The 18,312-nt window shown below is 69.3% G+C and carries 22 protein-coding genes; 8 read left to right on the plus strand and 14 right to left on the minus strand.

The window, feature by feature from the left end; genetic code table 11:
- Positions 1 to 127: 127 nt before the first annotated feature.
- Positions 128 to 697, minus strand: a complete 570-nt coding sequence (locus AB0D08_RS21735; protein ID WP_359890755.1) for a helix-turn-helix domain-containing protein — start codon at positions 695 to 697, stop codon at positions 128 to 130.
- A 96-nt stretch (positions 698 to 793) separates the two neighbouring features.
- Between AB0D08_RS21735 and AB0D08_RS21740 the strand changes: the two genes are divergently transcribed.
- A complete protein-coding gene (locus AB0D08_RS21740; protein ID WP_033824754.1) occupies positions 794 to 1,120 on the plus strand; it encodes a rhodanese-like domain-containing protein in 327 nt (108 codons plus the stop codon).
- Between the two features lie 652 nt (positions 1,121 to 1,772).
- On the opposite strand, the gene AB0D08_RS21745 is transcribed toward AB0D08_RS21740, so the two are convergent.
- The 8 genes from AB0D08_RS21745 to AB0D08_RS21780 form a co-directional block, all read right to left on the minus strand.
- Complete coding sequence (locus tag AB0D08_RS21745; protein WP_359890758.1) at positions 1,773 to 2,687, minus strand: tetratricopeptide repeat protein; 915 nt, start codon at positions 2,685 to 2,687, stop codon at positions 1,773 to 1,775.
- Positions 2,688 to 3,454: 767 nt separating this feature from the next.
- Positions 3,455 to 3,706 carry a hypothetical protein gene (locus tag AB0D08_RS21750; RefSeq protein ID WP_359890761.1) on the minus strand — a complete coding sequence of 84 codons (252 nt, stop codon included), beginning with the start codon at positions 3,704 to 3,706 and terminating at the stop codon, positions 3,455 to 3,457.
- Positions 3,706 to 4,119, minus strand: a complete 414-nt coding sequence (locus AB0D08_RS21755; RefSeq protein ID WP_359890763.1) for a hypothetical protein — start codon at positions 4,117 to 4,119, stop codon at positions 3,706 to 3,708. The genes AB0D08_RS21750 and AB0D08_RS21755 overlap by 1 nt, the downstream gene beginning before the upstream one ends.
- A 128-nt stretch (positions 4,120 to 4,247) precedes the next feature.
- A complete protein-coding gene (locus AB0D08_RS21760) occupies positions 4,248 to 4,970 on the minus strand; it encodes a hypothetical protein (protein ID WP_359890766.1) in 723 nt (240 codons plus the stop codon).
- Positions 4,967 to 5,494, minus strand: coding sequence for a helix-turn-helix domain-containing protein (locus tag AB0D08_RS21765; protein ID WP_359890769.1), 528 nt, complete (start codon positions 5,492 to 5,494; stop codon positions 4,967 to 4,969). The genes AB0D08_RS21760 and AB0D08_RS21765 overlap by 4 nt, the downstream gene beginning before the upstream one ends.
- A gap of 585 nt (positions 5,495 to 6,079) precedes the next feature.
- The gene (locus AB0D08_RS21770) at positions 6,080 to 6,400 is read right to left on the minus strand and encodes a hypothetical protein (protein ID WP_033824755.1); all 321 of its coding nucleotides are present in this window, start codon (positions 6,398 to 6,400) and stop codon (positions 6,080 to 6,082) included.
- Positions 6,393 to 6,683, minus strand: a complete 291-nt coding sequence (locus tag AB0D08_RS21775; RefSeq protein ID WP_033824756.1) for a hypothetical protein — start codon at positions 6,681 to 6,683, stop codon at positions 6,393 to 6,395. Before AB0D08_RS21775 ends, AB0D08_RS21770 begins: the two co-directional genes overlap by 8 nt.
- Before the next feature lie 183 nt (positions 6,684 to 6,866).
- Complete coding sequence (locus AB0D08_RS21780) at positions 6,867 to 7,244, minus strand: winged helix-turn-helix domain-containing protein (RefSeq protein WP_359890772.1); 378 nt, start codon at positions 7,242 to 7,244, stop codon at positions 6,867 to 6,869.
- Positions 7,245 to 7,730: 486 nt separating this feature from the next.
- Here AB0D08_RS21780 and AB0D08_RS21785 point away from each other — a divergent pair, with 486 nt between their 5' ends.
- The 3 genes from AB0D08_RS21785 to AB0D08_RS21795 are packed head-to-tail and all read left to right on the plus strand — an operon-like array spanning position 7,731 to position 10,848.
- On the plus strand, positions 7,731 to 9,329 hold the full coding sequence (locus AB0D08_RS21785; RefSeq protein WP_359890842.1) for a replication initiator: 1,599 nt from the start codon (positions 7,731 to 7,733) through the stop codon (positions 9,327 to 9,329).
- Positions 9,326 to 9,508, plus strand: a complete 183-nt coding sequence (locus AB0D08_RS21790; protein WP_359890775.1) for a helix-turn-helix domain-containing protein — start codon at positions 9,326 to 9,328, stop codon at positions 9,506 to 9,508. Before AB0D08_RS21785 ends, AB0D08_RS21790 begins: the two co-directional genes overlap by 4 nt.
- Entirely contained in the window at positions 9,508 to 10,848 is a 1,341-nt protein-coding gene (locus AB0D08_RS21795; RefSeq protein WP_359890778.1) for a site-specific integrase, read from the plus strand. The genes AB0D08_RS21790 and AB0D08_RS21795 overlap by 1 nt, the downstream gene beginning before the upstream one ends.
- A gap of 99 nt (positions 10,849 to 10,947) precedes the next feature.
- Here the strand turns inward: AB0D08_RS21795 and AB0D08_RS21800 are convergent, their stop codons facing one another.
- From AB0D08_RS21800 to AB0D08_RS21815, 4 genes are all read right to left on the minus strand, one after another.
- Positions 10,948 to 11,175 (minus strand): hypothetical protein, encoded by a 228-nt coding sequence (locus AB0D08_RS21800; RefSeq protein ID WP_359890781.1) that lies wholly within the window; start codon positions 11,173 to 11,175, stop codon positions 10,948 to 10,950.
- Entirely contained in the window at positions 11,172 to 11,657 is a 486-nt protein-coding gene (locus tag AB0D08_RS21805) for a hypothetical protein (RefSeq protein WP_359890784.1), read from the minus strand. The genes AB0D08_RS21800 and AB0D08_RS21805 overlap by 4 nt, the downstream gene beginning before the upstream one ends.
- Before the next feature lie 168 nt (positions 11,658 to 11,825).
- Positions 11,826 to 12,077 carry a hypothetical protein gene (locus tag AB0D08_RS21810; RefSeq protein ID WP_359890786.1) on the minus strand — a complete coding sequence of 84 codons (252 nt, stop codon included), beginning with the start codon at positions 12,075 to 12,077 and terminating at the stop codon, positions 11,826 to 11,828.
- A gap of 65 nt (positions 12,078 to 12,142) precedes the next feature.
- On the minus strand, positions 12,143 to 12,442 hold the full coding sequence (locus AB0D08_RS21815; RefSeq protein ID WP_359890789.1) for a hypothetical protein: 300 nt from the start codon (positions 12,440 to 12,442) through the stop codon (positions 12,143 to 12,145).
- 181 nt (positions 12,443 to 12,623) lie between these two features.
- Between AB0D08_RS21815 and AB0D08_RS21820 the strand changes: the two genes are divergently transcribed.
- Positions 12,624 to 13,826 (plus strand): helix-turn-helix transcriptional regulator, encoded by a 1,203-nt coding sequence (locus tag AB0D08_RS21820; RefSeq protein ID WP_359890792.1) that lies wholly within the window; start codon positions 12,624 to 12,626, stop codon positions 13,824 to 13,826.
- A gap of 526 nt (positions 13,827 to 14,352) precedes the next feature.
- Here the strand turns inward: AB0D08_RS21820 and AB0D08_RS21825 are convergent.
- Positions 14,353 to 14,739, minus strand: coding sequence for a winged helix-turn-helix domain-containing protein (locus AB0D08_RS21825; RefSeq protein ID WP_359890795.1), 387 nt, complete (start codon positions 14,737 to 14,739; stop codon positions 14,353 to 14,355).
- A 352-nt stretch (positions 14,740 to 15,091) separates the two neighbouring features.
- Between AB0D08_RS21825 and AB0D08_RS21830 the strand changes: the two genes are divergently transcribed.
- From AB0D08_RS21830 to AB0D08_RS21840, 3 genes are read left to right on the plus strand one after another with little or no spacing between them, the layout of a single operon-like run.
- Positions 15,092 to 16,792 (plus strand): replication initiator, encoded by a 1,701-nt coding sequence (locus AB0D08_RS21830; protein ID WP_359890797.1) that lies wholly within the window; start codon positions 15,092 to 15,094, stop codon positions 16,790 to 16,792.
- Positions 16,789 to 16,977 carry a helix-turn-helix domain-containing protein gene (locus AB0D08_RS21835; protein WP_359890800.1) on the plus strand — a complete coding sequence of 63 codons (189 nt, stop codon included), beginning with the start codon at positions 16,789 to 16,791 and terminating at the stop codon, positions 16,975 to 16,977. Before AB0D08_RS21830 ends, AB0D08_RS21835 begins: the two co-directional genes overlap by 4 nt.
- The gene (locus tag AB0D08_RS21840; RefSeq protein ID WP_359890803.1) at positions 16,977 to 18,308 is read left to right on the plus strand and encodes a site-specific integrase; all 1,332 of its coding nucleotides are present in this window, start codon (positions 16,977 to 16,979) and stop codon (positions 18,306 to 18,308) included. Before AB0D08_RS21835 ends, AB0D08_RS21840 begins: the two co-directional genes overlap by 1 nt.
- Positions 18,309 to 18,312 lie beyond the last annotated feature (4 nt).

Consider the following 18,312-nt stretch of genomic DNA (forward strand, 5'->3'; position numbering starts at 1 on the left):
GCGGCCCGCAAGCGGATCCCACTCCTCGGATATCAGGCCGAGGTCGTTGGCCAGACCGCGCAGCCGGTCGGCCTGCTCGTAGACCGCCGACCCGCCCGGCTTGGCCGACCCGCCCGGCCCGCCCGGCTCAGCCCGCGGCGCGGGCGAGGCGGCGCAGGCCCGCCCGCATCCGCGGTTCGCCGAGTTCCGGCAGCAGGGCGGCGACGTGGTCGGCGGCCAGCGCGGCGAGCAGCGCGTGCGCGGTCTGGTCGGGGTCGGGTGCGGAGCCGAGCAGGATCGCCAGGTGGCGGTGCCAGAACCGGTACGCGCCGATCCGGTACCGGGCGCCAGGGGTGGCGGTCTCGGACATCCGGACCAGGTCCAGGTGTTCCAGCAGGTAGTCGAAGTAGGCGTCGAGGAAGGCATCGAGGCGTTCGGCCGGGTCGGCGCCGGGGCCGAGCGGGGGCGGCCCGTGCAGGACCTGCTCCTGCAGGACGCGTTCGCGGGCGTCCAGCAGGGCGGCGGCCAGGCCGGACTTGTCGCCGAAGCGCCGGAACAGGGTGCCCTTGCCGACGCCGGCGGCCGCGGCCACCTGGTCCATCGACACGGCCTCGACGCCGCGTTCGGCGAACAGCCGGGCGGCCGCCTCCAGGACCGCGGCCCGGTTGCGGGCCGCGTCGGCGCGCTCCTTGGGGGGCGGGGTCAGCAGCAGCTCCAACGGCTCTGGCGAAACGGACTGCGGTCCGCTACTGTCATGGTGAGTCACAAGAGGACTGTAGTCCGATTCTCTCGGAATTCTCTCGGAGGCACTGCCATGACCACACTCATCTCCCGCGACGACCTCGCCAAGGCGATCACCGACGGCACCGTCACCGTCGTCGACGCACTCGGCGGCGCGTACTACGAGCAGCAGCACCTGCCCGGCGCGATCCCGCTGACCCCGGCCGACACCGACGCCCAGGCACCCACCCTGCTGCCCGACCGGCACGCCACGATCGTCACCTACTGCTCCAACCCGGCCTGCCCTAACAGCGGCCAGGTCGCCGACCGGCTCACCGCCCTCGGCTACACCGACGTCCGCAAGTACCGCGAGGGCATCCAGGACTGGGTCGAGGCGGGCCTGCCCACCGAGACCTCCTGACCCCCGCCCCCACCGTTCACACCGCCCACACCCCGGCCCGTCGGAGCACCTTCCGGCGGGCCGGTCCCGCTCCACCGCCCGGATCACTCGATCGTGTGACGCAGCGTCATATGCGTTTCAGGAGCCCTACGATGTCCTCAGTTGGTCTCCAGACATGATCGACCCCGGCGGTGCGCCAACACCCCGGGGTCCGGCAACAGGGAACAAGCCTGATGCACGTCCATCGTAGCGCGCCCACGCGCAATTTCACGGTCCTCCCCAACACCGTCCTGCAGGACCGGCGGCTGAGCTACACCGCCTGCCACACCGTCATGAACCGTCATGAACCGTCTGCGGCACGCCGACCCTCTCGACCCCGAGCGCGCCACTCCCGGCGGCCACGATCCTCGCCGGCTCCTTCGCCTGTACCGGTGCTGAGGGTCGTACACAGGCCCGCGCACACGCCGGGCGGCCCGACCTCGACCCGAGCACAACCCTCGTTATCGGCCACTGGGCCCACTACGGCTCGGGTGCAACCCTGGCGCGGAACTCCTCGCCGCTGCCGTGCGGCACCGCAGAGAAGCGATGGTTCCGGTGACATGGTTTTGCGATTTCATCCTACCTTCGGCACCGATATCGGCAATAGGTTTGCATCTAGGCGCCCCAGTCAACCTTATTGGCCATGACTGCCAATGAGGAGCTCAGCCTCCACTTCACGCCCGGCAAGGCGGCCTCCTTCGCGAACCTGGTCTGCGGTCATATAACGCGCGAGATCGTTGGCCTGATGAATGCCATCAGCATTCCCGCGGTCAAGCATCGAGAGAAACCATCGAATAGCTTGAACACCGTCAACCTGAGTTCCTATCCCTCCCCGATACCAGCAACCAACTACAAACATGGCGGGGGCGTGTCCAGATTTAGCCGCCCGAAGGTACCACTGAAATGCCTCCACGTCCCGATCGACAGCCGAGAGCTCATCGCCCAGCAAGGCACATGCTTCGGGCAGACCCTCTCGGGCCGCGAATCGCAGAAGATCCATATACTTCTTTAGGTCCGGCTTGGCTCCAGCACCTACCTTGACATTCACCGCCAGGTTGTAGGCAGCGTACGAGTCGCCACCCTCCATAGCACTCTGGAAGTATGCGTTCGCCTCAGCAAGATCCTTCGGTCCGCCAACCCCGCTATTCAGCATAAACCCCATGCCGCGCTTGGCCTCCGGAACCCCTTGGGCAGCGGCTTCCAAAAACAAGGCCCGGGCCCTAGAAAGATCAGAGCCGGCAATCAGCATAATTCCCGCCAGAAGTGCCGTTGCGTCTGCATCCCCCGCCACAGATAGGTCCTCAATGGAAGACAGTAGGGCCGAAAGCCGCTCCCGGGCCCCTACGTCGCCCAGCCGAGCCGCATATACGTACCAGTTTCCTGCCGCGACAAGGTCACCCCCGCGCTGAGCCTCATCAGCCGCCTCCAGCAATGACTGAACCGACCGGCCCTCCGGATACGGGCACCAGGGTCGGGGATGGTCAGGCATGGATAGGTCCTCTCGATCGACGTCAGCCGCACTGAACATTCCCTGAAGATCATATTGCATACAGGGAGAATCCAGCAGCTGTGCTGCCTAGCACTCCACTACGGGGTATAGCACAGGTGGCCGCATGAGGCACCCCGATGCGGCCACCTGAACACTTGACTTACCTAACCACCCCATCCAGGGCAGTCAAATACTTCCCACCCTCCATTCGGATGGAAGACATTGATTACATCCGGGTCTGACACATAAATTGAATGACCCAGCGAACCGGCTCTTGCCATGAACCAATCGATACAGTTATCGCACATCTCCCTGGAAACCGATATTGGATTTCCGGGGATCAGCGTTGACGCCTGCTTTTCCGCATGCGACAGATAGTACGCCCCTGCCCCGGCGCTGTTATCTAGGAATCCATTCGGGGTTCGAAGAATTCCCATCGCCCCCTGAATTTGTAGAACCTGCTCAGGAGTGGCGCGAACGAATCCCGCAGGGACCTCGTCTGCATATCCGCTAAGTACGTGCGCAGAGCCGGCCTGAGCCGCCGTCTTCTTAGCATCAAACGGGGGGAAGGTCACATTATTTGGATGCGGTGCCGCGCGGAGAGCTGCAGAAGTCGGGCACTCATTATGCACCAGCACAGGCGCGTTACCTGCGAGGACATAGTACGTGTGCTACGCGACCCCTCTCCACCTGCCTTTTCGCAGGTCAACGGTGATTTGACGGTCCGTCGGTGTCCGTCGATGTGCGCTGAAGTCCGTGGTTGTTGCCGTCTCTACTGCCGTCAGAGGTATAGACCGATTGTGCTGTCGTCGGCCGCGCGCGTGATCCTACTGCCAAGCTCCGGGCTCGGCGCGGACGATGGTGCGGGTGGTCTGCTCGTACGACTGGTGACCGGTCTGCGCGCAGTGTCCGGCGATCCAGCGCGTGAGTTCATCGGAGGCGTGCAGCTCGCCGGACGCGGCGGCGCAGTTCCGTTCTTCGCCGGTGACGCAGACCGCCTCGAAGGTCGGCAGCGCCAAGGGGTCGGTCACGGTGGTCACGTGGTACTCACGGAAGCGGTAGCGGGTGGCCTTACCCATCAGCCTTCCTCCTGTCCGCCAAGGGGGCTGGCGTTCGCGGGTTCACCCTCCTCGGCCGCCTCTTCCTGCGGTGCCGGGATGCGCTCTCCGCGCGACTCGGCGACCCTGAGCGCGTCCGACAGGGCCTCGGTCAGCCGGCAGGCGAGCCAGCGATACTCGATCGCCGACTGCGTCTTGGCACCGGGGGCCAGGATGCCCCGGGCGTACTCCAGCAGCTCGTGACCCATGCCGAGCTGCACGGTTTCGATGCCGTCGGCGAGCGTCGAGATGTAGCCCTTGCCGTCGGTGCTCAGGTAGCAGGGGCGCCCGTCCTCGGTGGTCCATGGCAGCAGGCGGGGTCCCGCCATGCCCGACGCCGCTTCGTGCAACTCCCTGCGACGCAGACGGTCCGCGTCGCCCCTCGGCATGCCCATAGTGGATCTCCGGCCTCGGTCGCTGGAACAGGACACGGCGACCGAAACGACCTGACTTCACGTCAATCCACGGACCCAGCGGGGCAGATCGCAACGCAAGGTCCGCGAACTGCCACGCTGCGTAGCACCTATCCGACGACGCCCAGGTGGGCGGCCATCTCGCGCATGTCGCTGGTCAGGGTGCGCTTGCGCTTGCTCAGGATCTCCTGCATCGTCTCGGCCGCCGAGTTCTGGTGCCTCAGCCACTCGGGGGCGGCTTCACGAGCGCGGGTCAGCTCGTCCATGGCCGCCGACAGGTCTCCGGTTCGCGTGTGGGCGCGCGCCATGTCCAGGGTGAAGCGGTTCCCGTCATTTGTGCTGGGCCTGCCCAGTCGCTTCCACGCCTTCGGCGACAGCTCGACTTCTTCGCCCGCCTTGCGCACCACCGCGCGGGCGTCCCCGACGACCATGGAGTCTTCGAGTGCCTTGACGGCGGCGGTCACCGGTCCGAAGACGGACCAGTGCCGGGAGACGTTGCGGTGCGCCGTGCCGACGGCGGTTGCCGCCACCCGCGCCGCCCTGCGGTACTCCTTGGCCTCGTCCGGGCGGTTGTTGCGTGCCGCCGCGGCTGCGGCCTCCATGGCCAACCCTCCCCACACCGCGTAGTGGTCGGGCTCGGCGCCGGTGATCTTCGGCTCCACCACATCCATGCTCTGGGCGGCGATCAGCTCCGCCTCCTCCAGCCGGCCTTGCCGCACTAGCAGCCAGCACATGCAGCCGACCCCGGACCCTGCGGCGAGCATGTCCCCGCCCTCCCGCGCGTCCGCGATGGCGCCTCGCAGGGCCGTGTAGGCGATGTCGTACTGCCTCACCTGCGTGAGGTACGTGCCGGCCAGGCGCAACGCCTCGGCTCGGCGAGCAGGGCTTGCCGGTGCTCGTCTCCGCTGTCGTAGTGGGCGACGGCCCGCGCGGCGTCCCGCAACAGGCCGGGCAGTTGGGCGGCGACGCTCTTGTAGCTGTCGGAGAAGTACAGCACCCGCGCGTCTCGAACCGTTCGGGCGTAAGCACGCATGTTCGGCTCCTCGCCCACGGCCTGGGCGTCCTGGTCCACCAGCCCCACCGCCGGGGTGAGCGCGGCGCGAAGCTGGATGAGGTTGAGCCGGTTCGGCTCCTCCGCCCGTCCCACGGGCTCCGGTGCGTCGGACGCGACGAGCGCCGCCGTGGGGATGCCCAGAGCGCGGGCCAGAGCGTGAAGCGTCTCCATGCGGACCGTTCCGCCTTGCTCGACCTTCCGGACCGTCGCCGGGGACAGGCCCGCCGCGTGGGCAAGTTCCTCCTGGCTCATACCGGCACGGCGCCGGTACTTCCGTACGTTGTCCGCGAGTTCCATCGTCATCTGCTCACCACCTCCAGCGCCACGGTACGCCTGGTGGGCGAACTGACCGGGCTCTCTGGGCAGATACCCACCGAGACGGTGACCTACCGCCACGCGCAGCGCCGGGCAAGCGGTTGACTGGAACGGCGCGGCGCGGGTGGGGTCGGCGGGGAGCCTCGCTCCGTGCCGAAGGTGGCATCGGCCACCGTCCTCGGCGAGCCCGGCCGATAGAAGCGGGTCGGACCCCTGGCCGACCCTGTTGCCCGCGATCCGGCCGTAGGACGGTCGCAGGCGACAACTTGCTCCGCGTTGCGGGCAAGGAGTCCATAGCCCACAACTTGCTCCGACCCTGGGCGGTGCTGGGGCAAGCAGCGCTTACCCCACAACTTGCTCCCTGCGGGCACCCGGCCGGGCAGTGTTCCGGACGTCGGCTTGCTGGCTCCACCGGCGCTCCACGCGGGCAGCGGCTGAACGCCCGACAACGGGTCGGTCGGCGGCGTTCGGCCAGCTCAGACGGCGGGGCACCGCCTTGAATCTCGTAGAGAAAATCTGGACGCACCGCCTCGACCGGCGTCCCGGCGGCTCGCGCCCGCGTGGGGTGGCTGGTCAGTAGAGCTGGACGCGGGTGATGACGCAGTGGGGTTCGGGGGCGTCGGCGACGATGACGTACTCGGCGACCCCGAGGGAGCCTCCGGGGCCGAGTGCGATACGCCGTTGCTGGGGCCAGCGCTCGGAGGCAGTGCTGCCAGGCACGAGGCCGCGTGTGGCGTTGATCCGCACGGTGGCGGAGACGATGGCGCTGAAGACCGCCCCGGTCGCTGCCGGGTCCTGGAACAGGGCCTCGACCTCCGGAGAGAGGTAGCAGGGCCAGCCCTCGTCCTCGCCACCCTCGCCGTCCTCGTCGTACGGCTGGTCGGCGTCACTCAACGGGCAGCCCCGCCGCGCGACGGTGCTCGATCACGGAGGCAACGCTGCGGAGGGGCAGCGTGCCTGCCAGGGCGGCAGCGGTCAACTGGTCGCCGCGGGCCTGCTCGACATCGAGGACCGCCTCGCACCACCAGCGCCGCAGCACCGCCTCCGCGTCCTGCGGCGCGGCCGCCAGCAACTCCCGGTAAAACTCCATCCGCCGCGCCCCGGACAGCGCCGCCGCGATCCCCTCCGCGTTGCGCGGCACCGAATCCCTGGCGTCCTCGATCGGCTGCACCGACATCCCAGCTCCCTGCCTCTCCTACTACTCGCCCCAGTCTGCCTCCCCGGCACCCCAGGCGTCGACACACCACCGCCACGCCCGGGATCCCGGACCTGGCCGACCCTAACCCTGCCCTGACATCCGACGCGTCGAGAAGCCGGAGAAGTCACCCGATCCAGCGGCTGCGGGCCGGAATACCGCAGCTCAACCCTTCCGCGCGCCGACCGCTTCCAAAGCCTCGACGCGAGCACGCAGGTCGGCGATCCGCTCGACGGCCTCGGCCAGCGCCCGCTCCAGCGCCTCGACGCGAGCCACCGTCCCGCCGACGCGCGCGGTCCCGACGTCCAGGCCGTCGAGGTCATCGGCGTCGTCGGGGTGAGCGACGAAGGCTCCCTTGCCGGGGCGGGAGATCGCGTAGCCATCCTGCTTCAGCAGGGCCATGGCCTTCTGCACGGACAGGCTGGAGGCCCCGTACTCCGCCATCAACACGGCCTGCGTCGGCAGCGCGTCTCCCGGCTTCAACCCGCCGGAGCGGATCCGTTCCCGCAAGGCGTCGGCGATGACCTCGAACGTCAGCAACACCGTGCCGCCCGCCGGCCTACGCCCCCGCCGCCCCACCGTCACCGCAGGTCACCCCGCCTTCTCTGCGCCTCTACCACCGAAACCCGGCCCGTCCAAAACGGAAACCAGGGCCACAGTACTCGCATCCCCACCGCCCACCGAAATAGATGAGGAGGGATGCACTTGAATGCGCGCTTGAAGCGATGCTACCTTCACGCACCGCTGGTGAACACCACCGCTGACCAGGCCAGACGTCCCCGGCCCACCATCCGCGCCCGCCGTCACGCGCACCGTGCCCACGTGCGCCGATCACCCGGGTCGCCCCTCAATCGCCTCTCCTCTTCTCCCGACTCCTGCCGGAGGTCTGTCCCCATGCCCGCGCAGCTCCAACTCCCCACCCCCGCAACCACCTCCACTCCCGCCAGCACGGCGTTCGCCGCGCCGGCGCTCACCACCAGCCCCGACACGTCCGCGAACAGGAACTCGGCGCTGGAACGCCGGGCGCGGCTGACCGCCAAGCTGGCCAAGCTCGCCGCCGCCGGGCACCTCGCACCCCTGGCCCGCCAGATCGGCTCCCTCGGCGGCTGCGCCCGCCCGATCCGCATAACCGGCCACCGCACCCGCCTGGACACCGCCACCGGCCAGATCCTCGACCACCTCGACACCCGCCACCTGCCCGCCGGCGAACTCCTGCTGCGCTGCGGCAACCGCCGCACCACCCGCTGCCCCGCCTGCTCCACCCTCTACCGCTACGACACCTACCAGCTCATCGCCGCCGGACTGCGTGGCGGCAAGACCATCCCCACAACCGTCGCCACCCACCCCCGCGTCTTCGCCACCCTCACCGCGCCCGGCTTCGGCCCCGTCCACAACCAACCCGGCACCACCCCCTGCACCTGCGGCACCCGGCACCCCGACGACGACCCGCTCCTCGGCACCCCGCTGAACCCGCAGCGGTACGACTACACCGGCGCGGTGCTGTGGAACGCCCACGCGCCCGCTCTGTGGGCCCGCTTCACCACCCACCTGCGCCGCGAGATCGCCAAGGCCGCCGGGCTGACCCAGCGCACCCTGCGCCACCACGCCACGCTCTCCTACGCCAAGGTCGCCGAATACCAAAAGCGCGGCCAGATCCACTTCCACACCGTCATCCGCATCGACGGACCCACCGGCCCCACCAGCACCCCACCCACCTGGGCCACCACCGAACTCCTCGACCACTCCGTCCGCGCCGCCGCCAACCGCACTCGCGTCCAGCACCAACACCCCTCCCGGTCCGGGGAGGCCGACCCGGCACAGTCGGCAGGGCCCATGGTGTTTCGCCTCGGGCGGCAGATCGACGTCCGCGCGATCCGCAGTACCGATTTCACCGGCGACGCGCCCGTCACCGACCGGCACGTCGCCGCCTACATCGCCAAGTACGCCACCAAGGGCGCCGAGACCACCACCGGCACTCTCGACCGCCGACTGCGCTTCCTGGCCGAACTCGCCCAGCACGACCTCACCGACCACGCCCGCCGCATGATCCACACCGCCTGGCACCTCGGCACCCAGCCTCAGCACACTCACCTCCGCCTGCGCCAGTGGGCCCACATGCTCGGCTTCCGAGGCCACTTCTCCACCCGCACCCGCCACTACTCCACCACCCTCACCCAACTACGGGCCGAACGCACCGCCTGGCGTGGCCGCCAAGACGAAGCCCCCACCACGACACCGACCGGCCCAGCTCTGGTCGGCCGATCCGCCGAGCAGGGACCGGCGGGTGAGGGTCAGCCGGTCACTGACCGGCACGGTGACCGCGATGACCGCGGTGACCTGACCGCCGGTCACTCCGACCCCGGCCCCGGCCCCGGTCACCGCGCTGGCCACCGCGCGAAGGACGGGCGGCGCGGCGGCACGGACACGACTCTGGTGATCTCGCACTGGCAGTACGCGGGAACCGGCCTCCTGCCCGAACTCGCCCACCTCGCTGACCTCCTGGCCACCACACCGCGCCCCCGGACCGAGCAACCGAGCCGCCCCCGGCACGCACAGCGCTCGGGTGACCGGGCCGGTCACTCCACCGACCCGCTGACCACCACCGTCCAGACGGGGGCGATCGCATGACCGCCGACAGCGAACTCCTCACCGTCCCCGAGGTCATGGCCCGGCTCAAGATCAGCCGCTCCACCGTCTACGACCTCATCCGCACCCGGCAGCTCGCCTCCCTCACCATCGGCCGCGCCCGCCGCATCCCCACCCACGCCCTGACCGTTCTCATCCACCACCTCGAAGAGGCAGCCTGATGACCACCCTCGACACCAACCCCACCCCCAGCACCGGCTCGCGCAGGGTCCGCTCCAACGGCGACGGCACCGTCTACCAGCGCAAGGACGGCCGCTGGGAAGCCGCCGGCTACGTCCTCGCCCCCGGCGACACCCGCAAGCGCATCAGCGTCTACGGCATCACCCGCAAGGAAGCACTCGCCAAGCTCACCGAGAAGACCGCCACGAGCAACCGCGGCATCCCAGTGGTCTCCGCCCAGGGCAGCCTGGCCGCCTACCTGACGTACTGGCTAGACAACGTCGCCATCCACCAGCTCCGGGAGACCACCCACACCCGCTACACCGCCTGCGTCAACCAGTACCTCATCCCCGGCCTGGGCAAGAAGAAGCTCGCAAAGCTCACCGCCAAGGACGTCCGGAGCTGGCTGGACGGGCTGCGGACCCTCTGCCAGTGCTGCGCACGCGGCATCGACGCCCGCCGGAAGCCCGACGCTCAGGCGGACCGCCGCCCGCGCTGCTGCGCCATCAGCAAGTGCTGCCGCAAGTACCTCTCACCGCTGACGCTCGCCTACATCCACTCCGTGCTGAAATCCGCGCTGGAACACGCCGTGCGCGAGGAAGAGATCCCGCGCAACGTCGCCCGCAACGTCCGCACTGGCACACCCCGTCCCCGTCGCTTCAATCCCCTCACCGCCGACGAGGCCCGCACCTTCCTCACCGTCGCGCAGGGCCACGGCCTCCATGCCCTGTTTGAACTCGCTCTCCGCACGGGTCTTCGTAAGGGAGAACTCCTCGGCCTGCGCTGGGAAGACCTCGACCTCGACGCCGGCACCGCCAGCATCCGCCGCACCCTCCAACGCACCCGCACCGGTGGCCTCACCACCTTGCCGACCAAGACGGTCAACTCGGAACGCCGCATCGCCCTCCCGGCTGCGTGCATCGCCTCGCTGCGCGCGCACCACGACCGGCAGGCCCGCGAGAAGCAGCAGGCCGGCGCGGAGTGGGTGGACAGGGGCCTCGTCTTCACGCGCTCGGACGGCCACCCCATCGAATCCGCCACCCTCACACGGAACTTCAACGCGCTGCTTCGCCGCTCCCGCCTGCGGGCGATCCGGTTCCACGACCTGAGGCACTCGACCGCGACACTCCTCCTGGAACAGGGCGTCGAACTCGTCGTCATCAAGGAGCTACTGGGCCACGCCCACATCGGCGTCACTGCGACCGTGTACGCGCACGTCCGGCTCCGCCTTCAGCGGAAGGCCATTGACCTCCTCGGGCACGCACTCGGCAACCTCGCCGAAACCGGAGTCGAGGACGGCGACCGCGACGATCCGCCGTCTTGTGCAGCACCCGTCCGCTGACGTTGCCGTCAACTACTGCCGTCAGACACACAGTGGCCCCGCCGAAATCGTCTTCGGCGGGGCCACTGTGTTAGCAATTACGCGTCAAACTCCAGGCGTCTAGAGTTCGATGGGCCGATACGAAAGAGCCTCCTGAACAACACCTTCATCAGAAAGTGGCGGCTCCCGATAGAACATCAGGTCAGTCCATGCGGGATGCGGAAGAAGTCGCTGCAGCTCCTCGATCAACTCGGCGCACCGCTCATCCGAGAATCCGCCATGGCGGATCATTTCGACAAGTTCGACAGCTTTCGGCTGCCGGGGGTCAAAGCCAGCCAACTCACTCACCTTCCGTAGTGGAAGCCAGGGTCCAGGATCTCCGAGTGTAGTCGTGGGGTCAAGATCACAATATTGTCCATGTCATAGACCCCACCACCAGCCCAAATGGGCGTCGCATGATGAAGGACATAATTATACTGCCCAGGCATCGATTGGCCGGATGCGACGAATGGAGATCTTCCTCCCTGCATTCTGCTTACATTGGATGCCGAGAATGAAGAGGCCAAGTCAGAGTCGTTTCCAACTGCGGCCCAAAACGCTTCGCGGAAGTCGTCGAAGCTTCTGAAAGTCTGCCCGCGCAGTTGATCGGCAATCTGGCCCGGAATTCGCCCGAAGTTACCCTGCGATCCCCTCAGCCAACTCCCGCCAGCGTCCGACAAGCTGTAGCCGCCAGTAGCGGGTCCCGGCGCATTCCTAATTTGGGTAGCAGTCTGCGCTGCACCAATTTCACACGTGTTGTGTACCAGGACCGGCGTGGTCCCCGCGAGCACATAGTACGTGTGCTACGCGACCCCTCCCTACCTGCCTTTTCGCAGGTCAACAGTGGTTTGACGGTCCGTCGGCGTCCGTAGATGTGCGCTGAAGTCCGTGGTTGTTGCCGTCACTACTGCCGTCAGAGGTGTAGACCAGTCGTGCTGTTGTCGGCCGCGCGCGTGATCCTACTGCCATGCTCCGGGCTCGGCGCGGACGACGGTGCGGGTGGTCTGCTCGTACGACTGGTGACCGGTCTGCGCGCAGTGGCCGGCGATCCAGCGCGTCAGCTCTTCCGGGGTGTGCAGCTCGCCGGACGCGGCTCCGCAGTCCTGTTCTTCGCCGGTGATGCAGACGGCTTCGAAGATCGGCAGCGCCAGGGGGTCAGGGTCGGTGGTCACGTTGTACCCGCGGAACCGGTAGCGGGTGGTCGTGCCCATCAGCGTGTCCATTCATCTGGTATCGAAGGTCTGCTGCCGTGGAGACGTAGCGGACTTGGCCGTCACTACTCGTCAGGTCGGGCATCCTCGGTCGCCTCCTGCGGGGCGGGGATGCGCTGCCCGCGTGAGTCCGCGATTCTGAGGGCATCCGACAGGGCCTCGGTCAGCCGGCAGGCCAGCCAGCGGTATTCGACGGCTGGCCGCGCGAGCGTTCCAGGTGCCAGGACGCCTCGGGCGTACTCCAACAGTTCCTCGCCCATGCCGATCTGCACCGTTTCGATGTCGTCGGCGAGGGTCGAGAGGTAGCCCCTGCCGTCGGTGCTCAGGTAGCAGGGGTTCCCGTCCGGGGTGGTCCAAGGGAGCAACCGAGGCCCTTCCCCTGCGGACCCCGCACTCCGATGAGGCAGGCGCTCCGCTTGGCTGCTGTTCTGGTTCATCGTGCCCGCCCGTGGTCGGCTCCGCTGTGGCTGTTGATCAGGGTCCCCTTTGGCGCGAACCTTGCGGAGTAGCCAGCGTGTCTGCCTTGCTGTCTGCCAAGCTGGCCGGGTGAGGGAGACGGTCGGGGAACTGGTCAGGCGGCTGCGCCTGGCACGCGGTTGGAGTCAGCGGCGGCTGGCCGAGGCGCTGGCCGATGCTGCTCCTGGGCGCGTTCCTCCGACGCGCAACGACGTGTCCCGCTGGGAGATCGGCACTCGGTCCCCGCGCGAGTGGCTGCCCTTCCTCGCCCTGGTGCTGGAGGTGCCGCGCGAGCTGATGGAGGCGGCCAAGACCGTCCCACTGGCCGAGTCCGCGCCGCGTGTGCTGACCGTGGCCGACTTCCTGCCCGCGGGCGACCCGCTGTCCCTGCTGAGCGCCCGTACGGGCCGTCGGATCGGGGCTGGGCAGGTGGCCGACCTGGCTCAGCGGGTCCACGGCCTGCGGCTGGCCGATGACGTGGTGTACGGCAAGGACCTGATCGGCCCCGCCCTGCGGGAGCTTCGGGCAGCGGTGACGCTCTACCGGGAGGGCACCCACACCGAGGAGGTGGGAAGCGAACTGCTCCGGGTCATCGGTGAGTTGTCTCAGATCGCCGGGTGGGTGGCCTCCGACGCGGGCGAGCATGCCGAGGCCGAGCGGATCTACCGGCTCGGCATGAGTGCGGCCCGTGCGGCGGGGGACGGGGTGCTGTCGGGGAACGTCGCGGGCTCGCTGGCCTACCAGTGGAGCAACACCGGACGGGCAACCGACGCGGTGCACTTGGCCCGCGCCGCCCTGGACAGCGCCGGGCCGGACGCCCCGCCCAAGGCTCGCGCGCTCTACCTGGACCGCGTGGCCTGGGCCCACACTCGCGCCGGGCAGGACCGCCCGGCGATGACCGCCCTCGGGGAAGCCGGCGAAGCCCTGGCCCAGGACTCGGCCGGCACCGAGTCACCGTCGTACCTGTACTGGATGGACGCCGGGGAACTCCAGGTCATGGAGGCCCGCGTCTACACCGAGCTGCACCGGCCGCTTCGCGCCGTACCGCTGCTGACGGACGTCCTGGGCCGTTACGACGCCAGTCACGCGAGGGAGTTGGCGCTGTACCTGTCCTGGCTGGCCGTGGCCTACGCCGATGCGAACGAGCCCGAGGCTGCAGCCGGGACCGCCGGCCGGATGCTCGCCCTGGGGCAGAGCGGCAGCGAACGCACCACCGAGCGCGCACGGATCATGATGGACCGGCTGCGAGCGTTCCGCAGCGTTCCCGAAGTCGCCGAGCTGCTGGCGTCCTGATCGTCCCGATTGCGCGGGGGTCGAGTTCGGACTGCTGCTTGCGGGCGTCTCGGCACTCGGCGGGCTTGCGCACGCTCTGATCGCTCGGCACAGGAGCGGTCGGCGGGGAGCCTGCGCTGCGGAGCCGAGGCGGCGTCGGACATCGCCCACAGCGGGCCCGGCGGCGGGAGAGGGAGGGTCGGACCCCTGGCCGACCCTGTGCCCGCGATCCGACCGTAGGACGGTCGCAGGCGACAACTTGCTCCGCAAGGTGCAAGGAGTCCTTACCCCACAACTTGCTCCGACCCTGGGCGGTGCTGGGGTAAGCGGCGCTTACCCCACAACTTGCTCCCATCGGGCACCAGTCGAGCCCTGGTCACGACCTGGCAGACCGCTGATCGCCGACACCCGTGAAGACCTCGGGGCCGGTCTGACCCTGGGTCGGTCGGCGACGTTGGGCCGGCTCCAGCGGGCGGGGCCCGCCTTGAACCTCGTAGAGAAAATCTGGACGCACAGCTCCAGCCCCTGCCGTCCACCGGCCGACGGGTCAGCGGTCTCGCTCGGTGCCGCCCGCTTCGAGGGCCTCGACGCGGGCACGCAGGACGGTGAGCTGATCAAGCGTCTCGGCCAGCGCCAGCTCCAGCGCCTCGACGCGCGCCACCATCCCGCCGGCGGGCGTGCTCCCCGCCTCCCCGTCACCTGGATCATCGTCGGTGTCGGCGTCGGGGTGGGCGACGAAGGCTCCCTTGCCTGGGCGGGAGATCGCGTAGCCGTCCTGCTTCAGCAGGGCCATGGCCTTCTGCACGGACAGGCTGGAGGCCCCGTACTCCGCCATCAACACGGCCTGCGTCGGCAGCGCGTCCCCCGGCTTCAGCTCCCCGGAGCGGATCCGCTCCCGCAGGGCCTCGGCGATGACCTCGAACGTCAGCAACACCGTGCCGCCCGCCGGTCTACGCCCCCGCCGCCCCACCGTCACCGCAGGTCACCCCACTTTCTCTGCGCCTCTACCACCGAAATCCGGCCCGTCCAAAACGGAAGACCGGGGCCACAGTACTCGCGTCCCCACCGGCCACCGAAACAGATGAGGAGGGATGCACTTGAATGCGCACTTGAAGCGATGCTACCTTCACGCACCGCTGGCGAACACCACCGCTGACCAGGCCAGATGCCCCCGGCCCACCGCCCGCGCCCGCCATGGCACGCCCCGTTCCCTCGCGCGCCAACGCCCCCGGGTCGCCCTCAACCACCTCCCTTCCTCTCCCGACCCCTGCCGGAGGTCTGTCCCCATGCCCGCACAGCTCCAACTCCCTTCCCCCACAGACACGTCCGCGATCTCGAACGCGACGTTCGCTGCACCAGCGCACGACAGGAAGGCCGACGCGTCCGCGCACAGGAACTCAGCGCTGGAACGCCGGGCGCGGCTGACCGCCAGGCTGGCCAAGCTCGCCGCTGCCGGACACCTCGCGCCCCTGGCCCGGCAGATCGGCTCCCTGGGCGGCTGCGCCCGCCCGATCCGGATGACCGGACACCGCACCCGCCTGGACACCGCCACCGGCCAGATCCTCGACCACCTCGACACCCGCCACCTGCCCGCCGGCGAACTCCTGTTGCGCTGCGGCAACCGCCGCACCACCCGCTGCCCGGCCTGCTCGACCGTCTACCGCTACGACACCTACCAGCTGATCGCCGCCGGACTGCGTGGCGGCAAGACCGTCCCCACCAGCGTCGCCGCGCACCCGCGCGTGTTCGCCACCCTCACCGCGCCCGGCTTCGGCCCCGTCCACAACCAGCCCGGCTCCGGCCACTGCCCCTGCGGCCAGGCCCACCCGGACGGCGATCCGCTGCTCGGCAGCCCGCTCGACCCCGACCGCTACGACTACACCGGCGCGGTGCTGTGGAACGCGCACGCCCCCGCCCTGTGGGCACGCTTCACCACCCACCTGCGCCGAGAGATCGCCAAGGCCGCCGGACTCACCCAGCGCACCCTGCGCCACCACGCCACCCTCTCCTACGCCAAGGTCGCCGAGTACCAAAAGCGCGGCCAGGTCCACTTCCACGCCGTCATCCGCCTCGACGGACCCACCGGGCCCGCCAGTACCCCGCCCGCCTGGGCCACCACCGAGCTCCTCGACCACGCCGTCCGCACCGCCGCCGTGCGCACCCGTGTCCTGCCCGAAGGCCAGCTGCGGCAGCGCGACGGGGACACACCCCGATCACAGGACGCTGATCGGGCACGGGCGTTGGTATTCCGGTTCGGGCGGCAGATCGACGTCCGGCCCATCCGCGGCACGGACTTCACCGACAGTCCTGTCACCGACCGGCACGTTGCCGCCTACATCGCCAAGTACGCCACCAAGGGTGCCGAGACCACCACCGGTACCCTCGACCGCCGCCTCCGCCTCCTCGCCGAGCTCGCCCAGTACGACATCACCGACCACGCCCGCCGCATGATCCACACCGCCTGGCACCTCGCCACCCGCCCGGAGCACGCCCACCTCCGCTTGCGGCAATGGGCTCACATGCTCGGCTTCCGAGGACACTTCTCGACCCGCACCCGCCACTACTCGACCACTCTCACCCAACTGCGCGCTGAACGCACCGCCTGGCGAGCCCGCCAATCCGAGGCCACCGCTCCGGCTGCCGTCGGCCCGCGCCCTGAGCAGACGGAGGCCGGCAACATCCTGCCCACCGGCGGACAGCCGGACAGTGACCGGCGCGGTGACCGCGATGACCACGGTGACCTGACCGCCGGGCACCGGGCCGGTCAGCACGGCGGCACGGACACGACCCTCGTCCTCTCGCACTGGCAATACGCAGGAACCGGACTCCTGCCCGAACTCGCCCACCTCGCCGACCTCCTGGAAGCCAAGCGGCCCACCCGGCCTGACGGACGCCGCCCGGACGCCCCCGGTCACTCCGGCGGTCACCGACCCGGTCACCCCGGTCACCGGTCGACCCACGCCGACCGGCAAGGGGTCATCGAGTGACCGCCGGTGCTGAGCTCCTCACCGTCCCCGAGGTCATGGCCCGGCTCAAGATCAGCCGCTCCGCCGTCTACGACCTCATCCGCACCCGGCAACTCGCCTCCATCACCCTCGGCCGCGCCCGCCGCATCCCCGCCCACGCGCTCGCCGAGCTCATCACCACTCGACTCGAACAGGAAGCCGCCTGATGACCACGCCCCGCAACGCCCCCGCCGCCTCACGCCGTGTCCGGGCCAACGGCGACGGCACCGTCTACCAGCGCAAGGACGGCCGCTGGGAAGCCGCAGGCTACGTCCTTGCCCCAGCGGGTGCCCGCAAGCGCGTCCGCGTCTACGGCACCACGCGGAAGGAGGCGCTCGCCAAGCTGACGGAGAAGATCGCCGCCAGCAACCGCGGCGTCCCCGTCGTCACCGCCCAGGGCAGCCTCGCCGCCTTCCTGACGTACTGGCTGGAGAACGTCTCCGTCCACCAGCTCCGCGAGACCACCCACACCCGCTACACCGCCGTCGTCCACCAGTACCTGATACCGGGCCTGGGCAGGAAGAAGCTCGCCAAGCTCACCGCCAAGGACGTTCGCACCTGGCTTAACGACCTGCGGACCATCTGCCAGTGCTGCGCACGCGGCTTCGACGCCCGCCGCAAGCCCGACGCTCAGGCCGACCGCCGCCCGCGCTGCTGCGCCATCGGCAAGTGCTGCCGCAAGTACCTCTCCCCGCTGACCCTCGCCTACATCCACTCCGTGCTCAAGTCCGCCCTGGAACACGCCGTCCGCGAGGAAGAGATCCCGCGCAACGTCGCCCGCAGCGTCCGCACCGGCACACCCCGACCCCGCCGCTTCAACCCCCTCACCGCCCACGAGGCCCGCACCTTCCTCACCTCCGCACAGAGCCACCGCCTGCACGCACTGTTCGAACTGGCCCTGCGCACCGGACTCCGCAAGGGCGAACTCCTCGGCCTGCGCTGGGAAGACCTCGACCTCGCCAACGGCACCGCCAGCATCCGCCGCACCCTCCAGCGCACCCGCACAAGCGGCCTCACCACCCTGCCCACCAAGACCATCAGCTCCGAACGCCGCATCGCCCTCCCCGCCGCCTGCGTCGCCGCGCTCCGCATACACCGTGACCGACAGGCCCGCGAGAAGCAGCAAGCCGGCGCAGAGTGGCTGGAGCACGGCCTCGTCTTCACCCGCCCAGACGGCCACCCCATCGAACCCGCCACCCTCACACGGCACTTCAACGCCCTACTCCGCTGCTCCCGCCTGCGAGCGATCCGATTCCACGACCTGCGGCACTCGACCGCGACTCTCCTCCTCGAACAGGGCGTCGAACTCGTCGTCATCAAGGAACTCCTCGGTCACGCCCACATCGGCGTCACCGCGACCGTGTACGCCCACGTCCGCCTCCGCCTCCAGCGCGACGCCATCGACCTCCTCGGCCGTACCCTCGGCAAGCCCTCCGGGCCCGCCATCAACCCCGACGACAGCGACGACCCGCCACTTTGTGCAGCACCCGTCCGCTGACGTT

Source organism: Kitasatospora sp. NPDC048540, assembly GCF_040651175.1.
Classification (GTDB): Bacteria; Actinomycetota; Actinomycetes; order Streptomycetales; family Streptomycetaceae; genus Kitasatospora.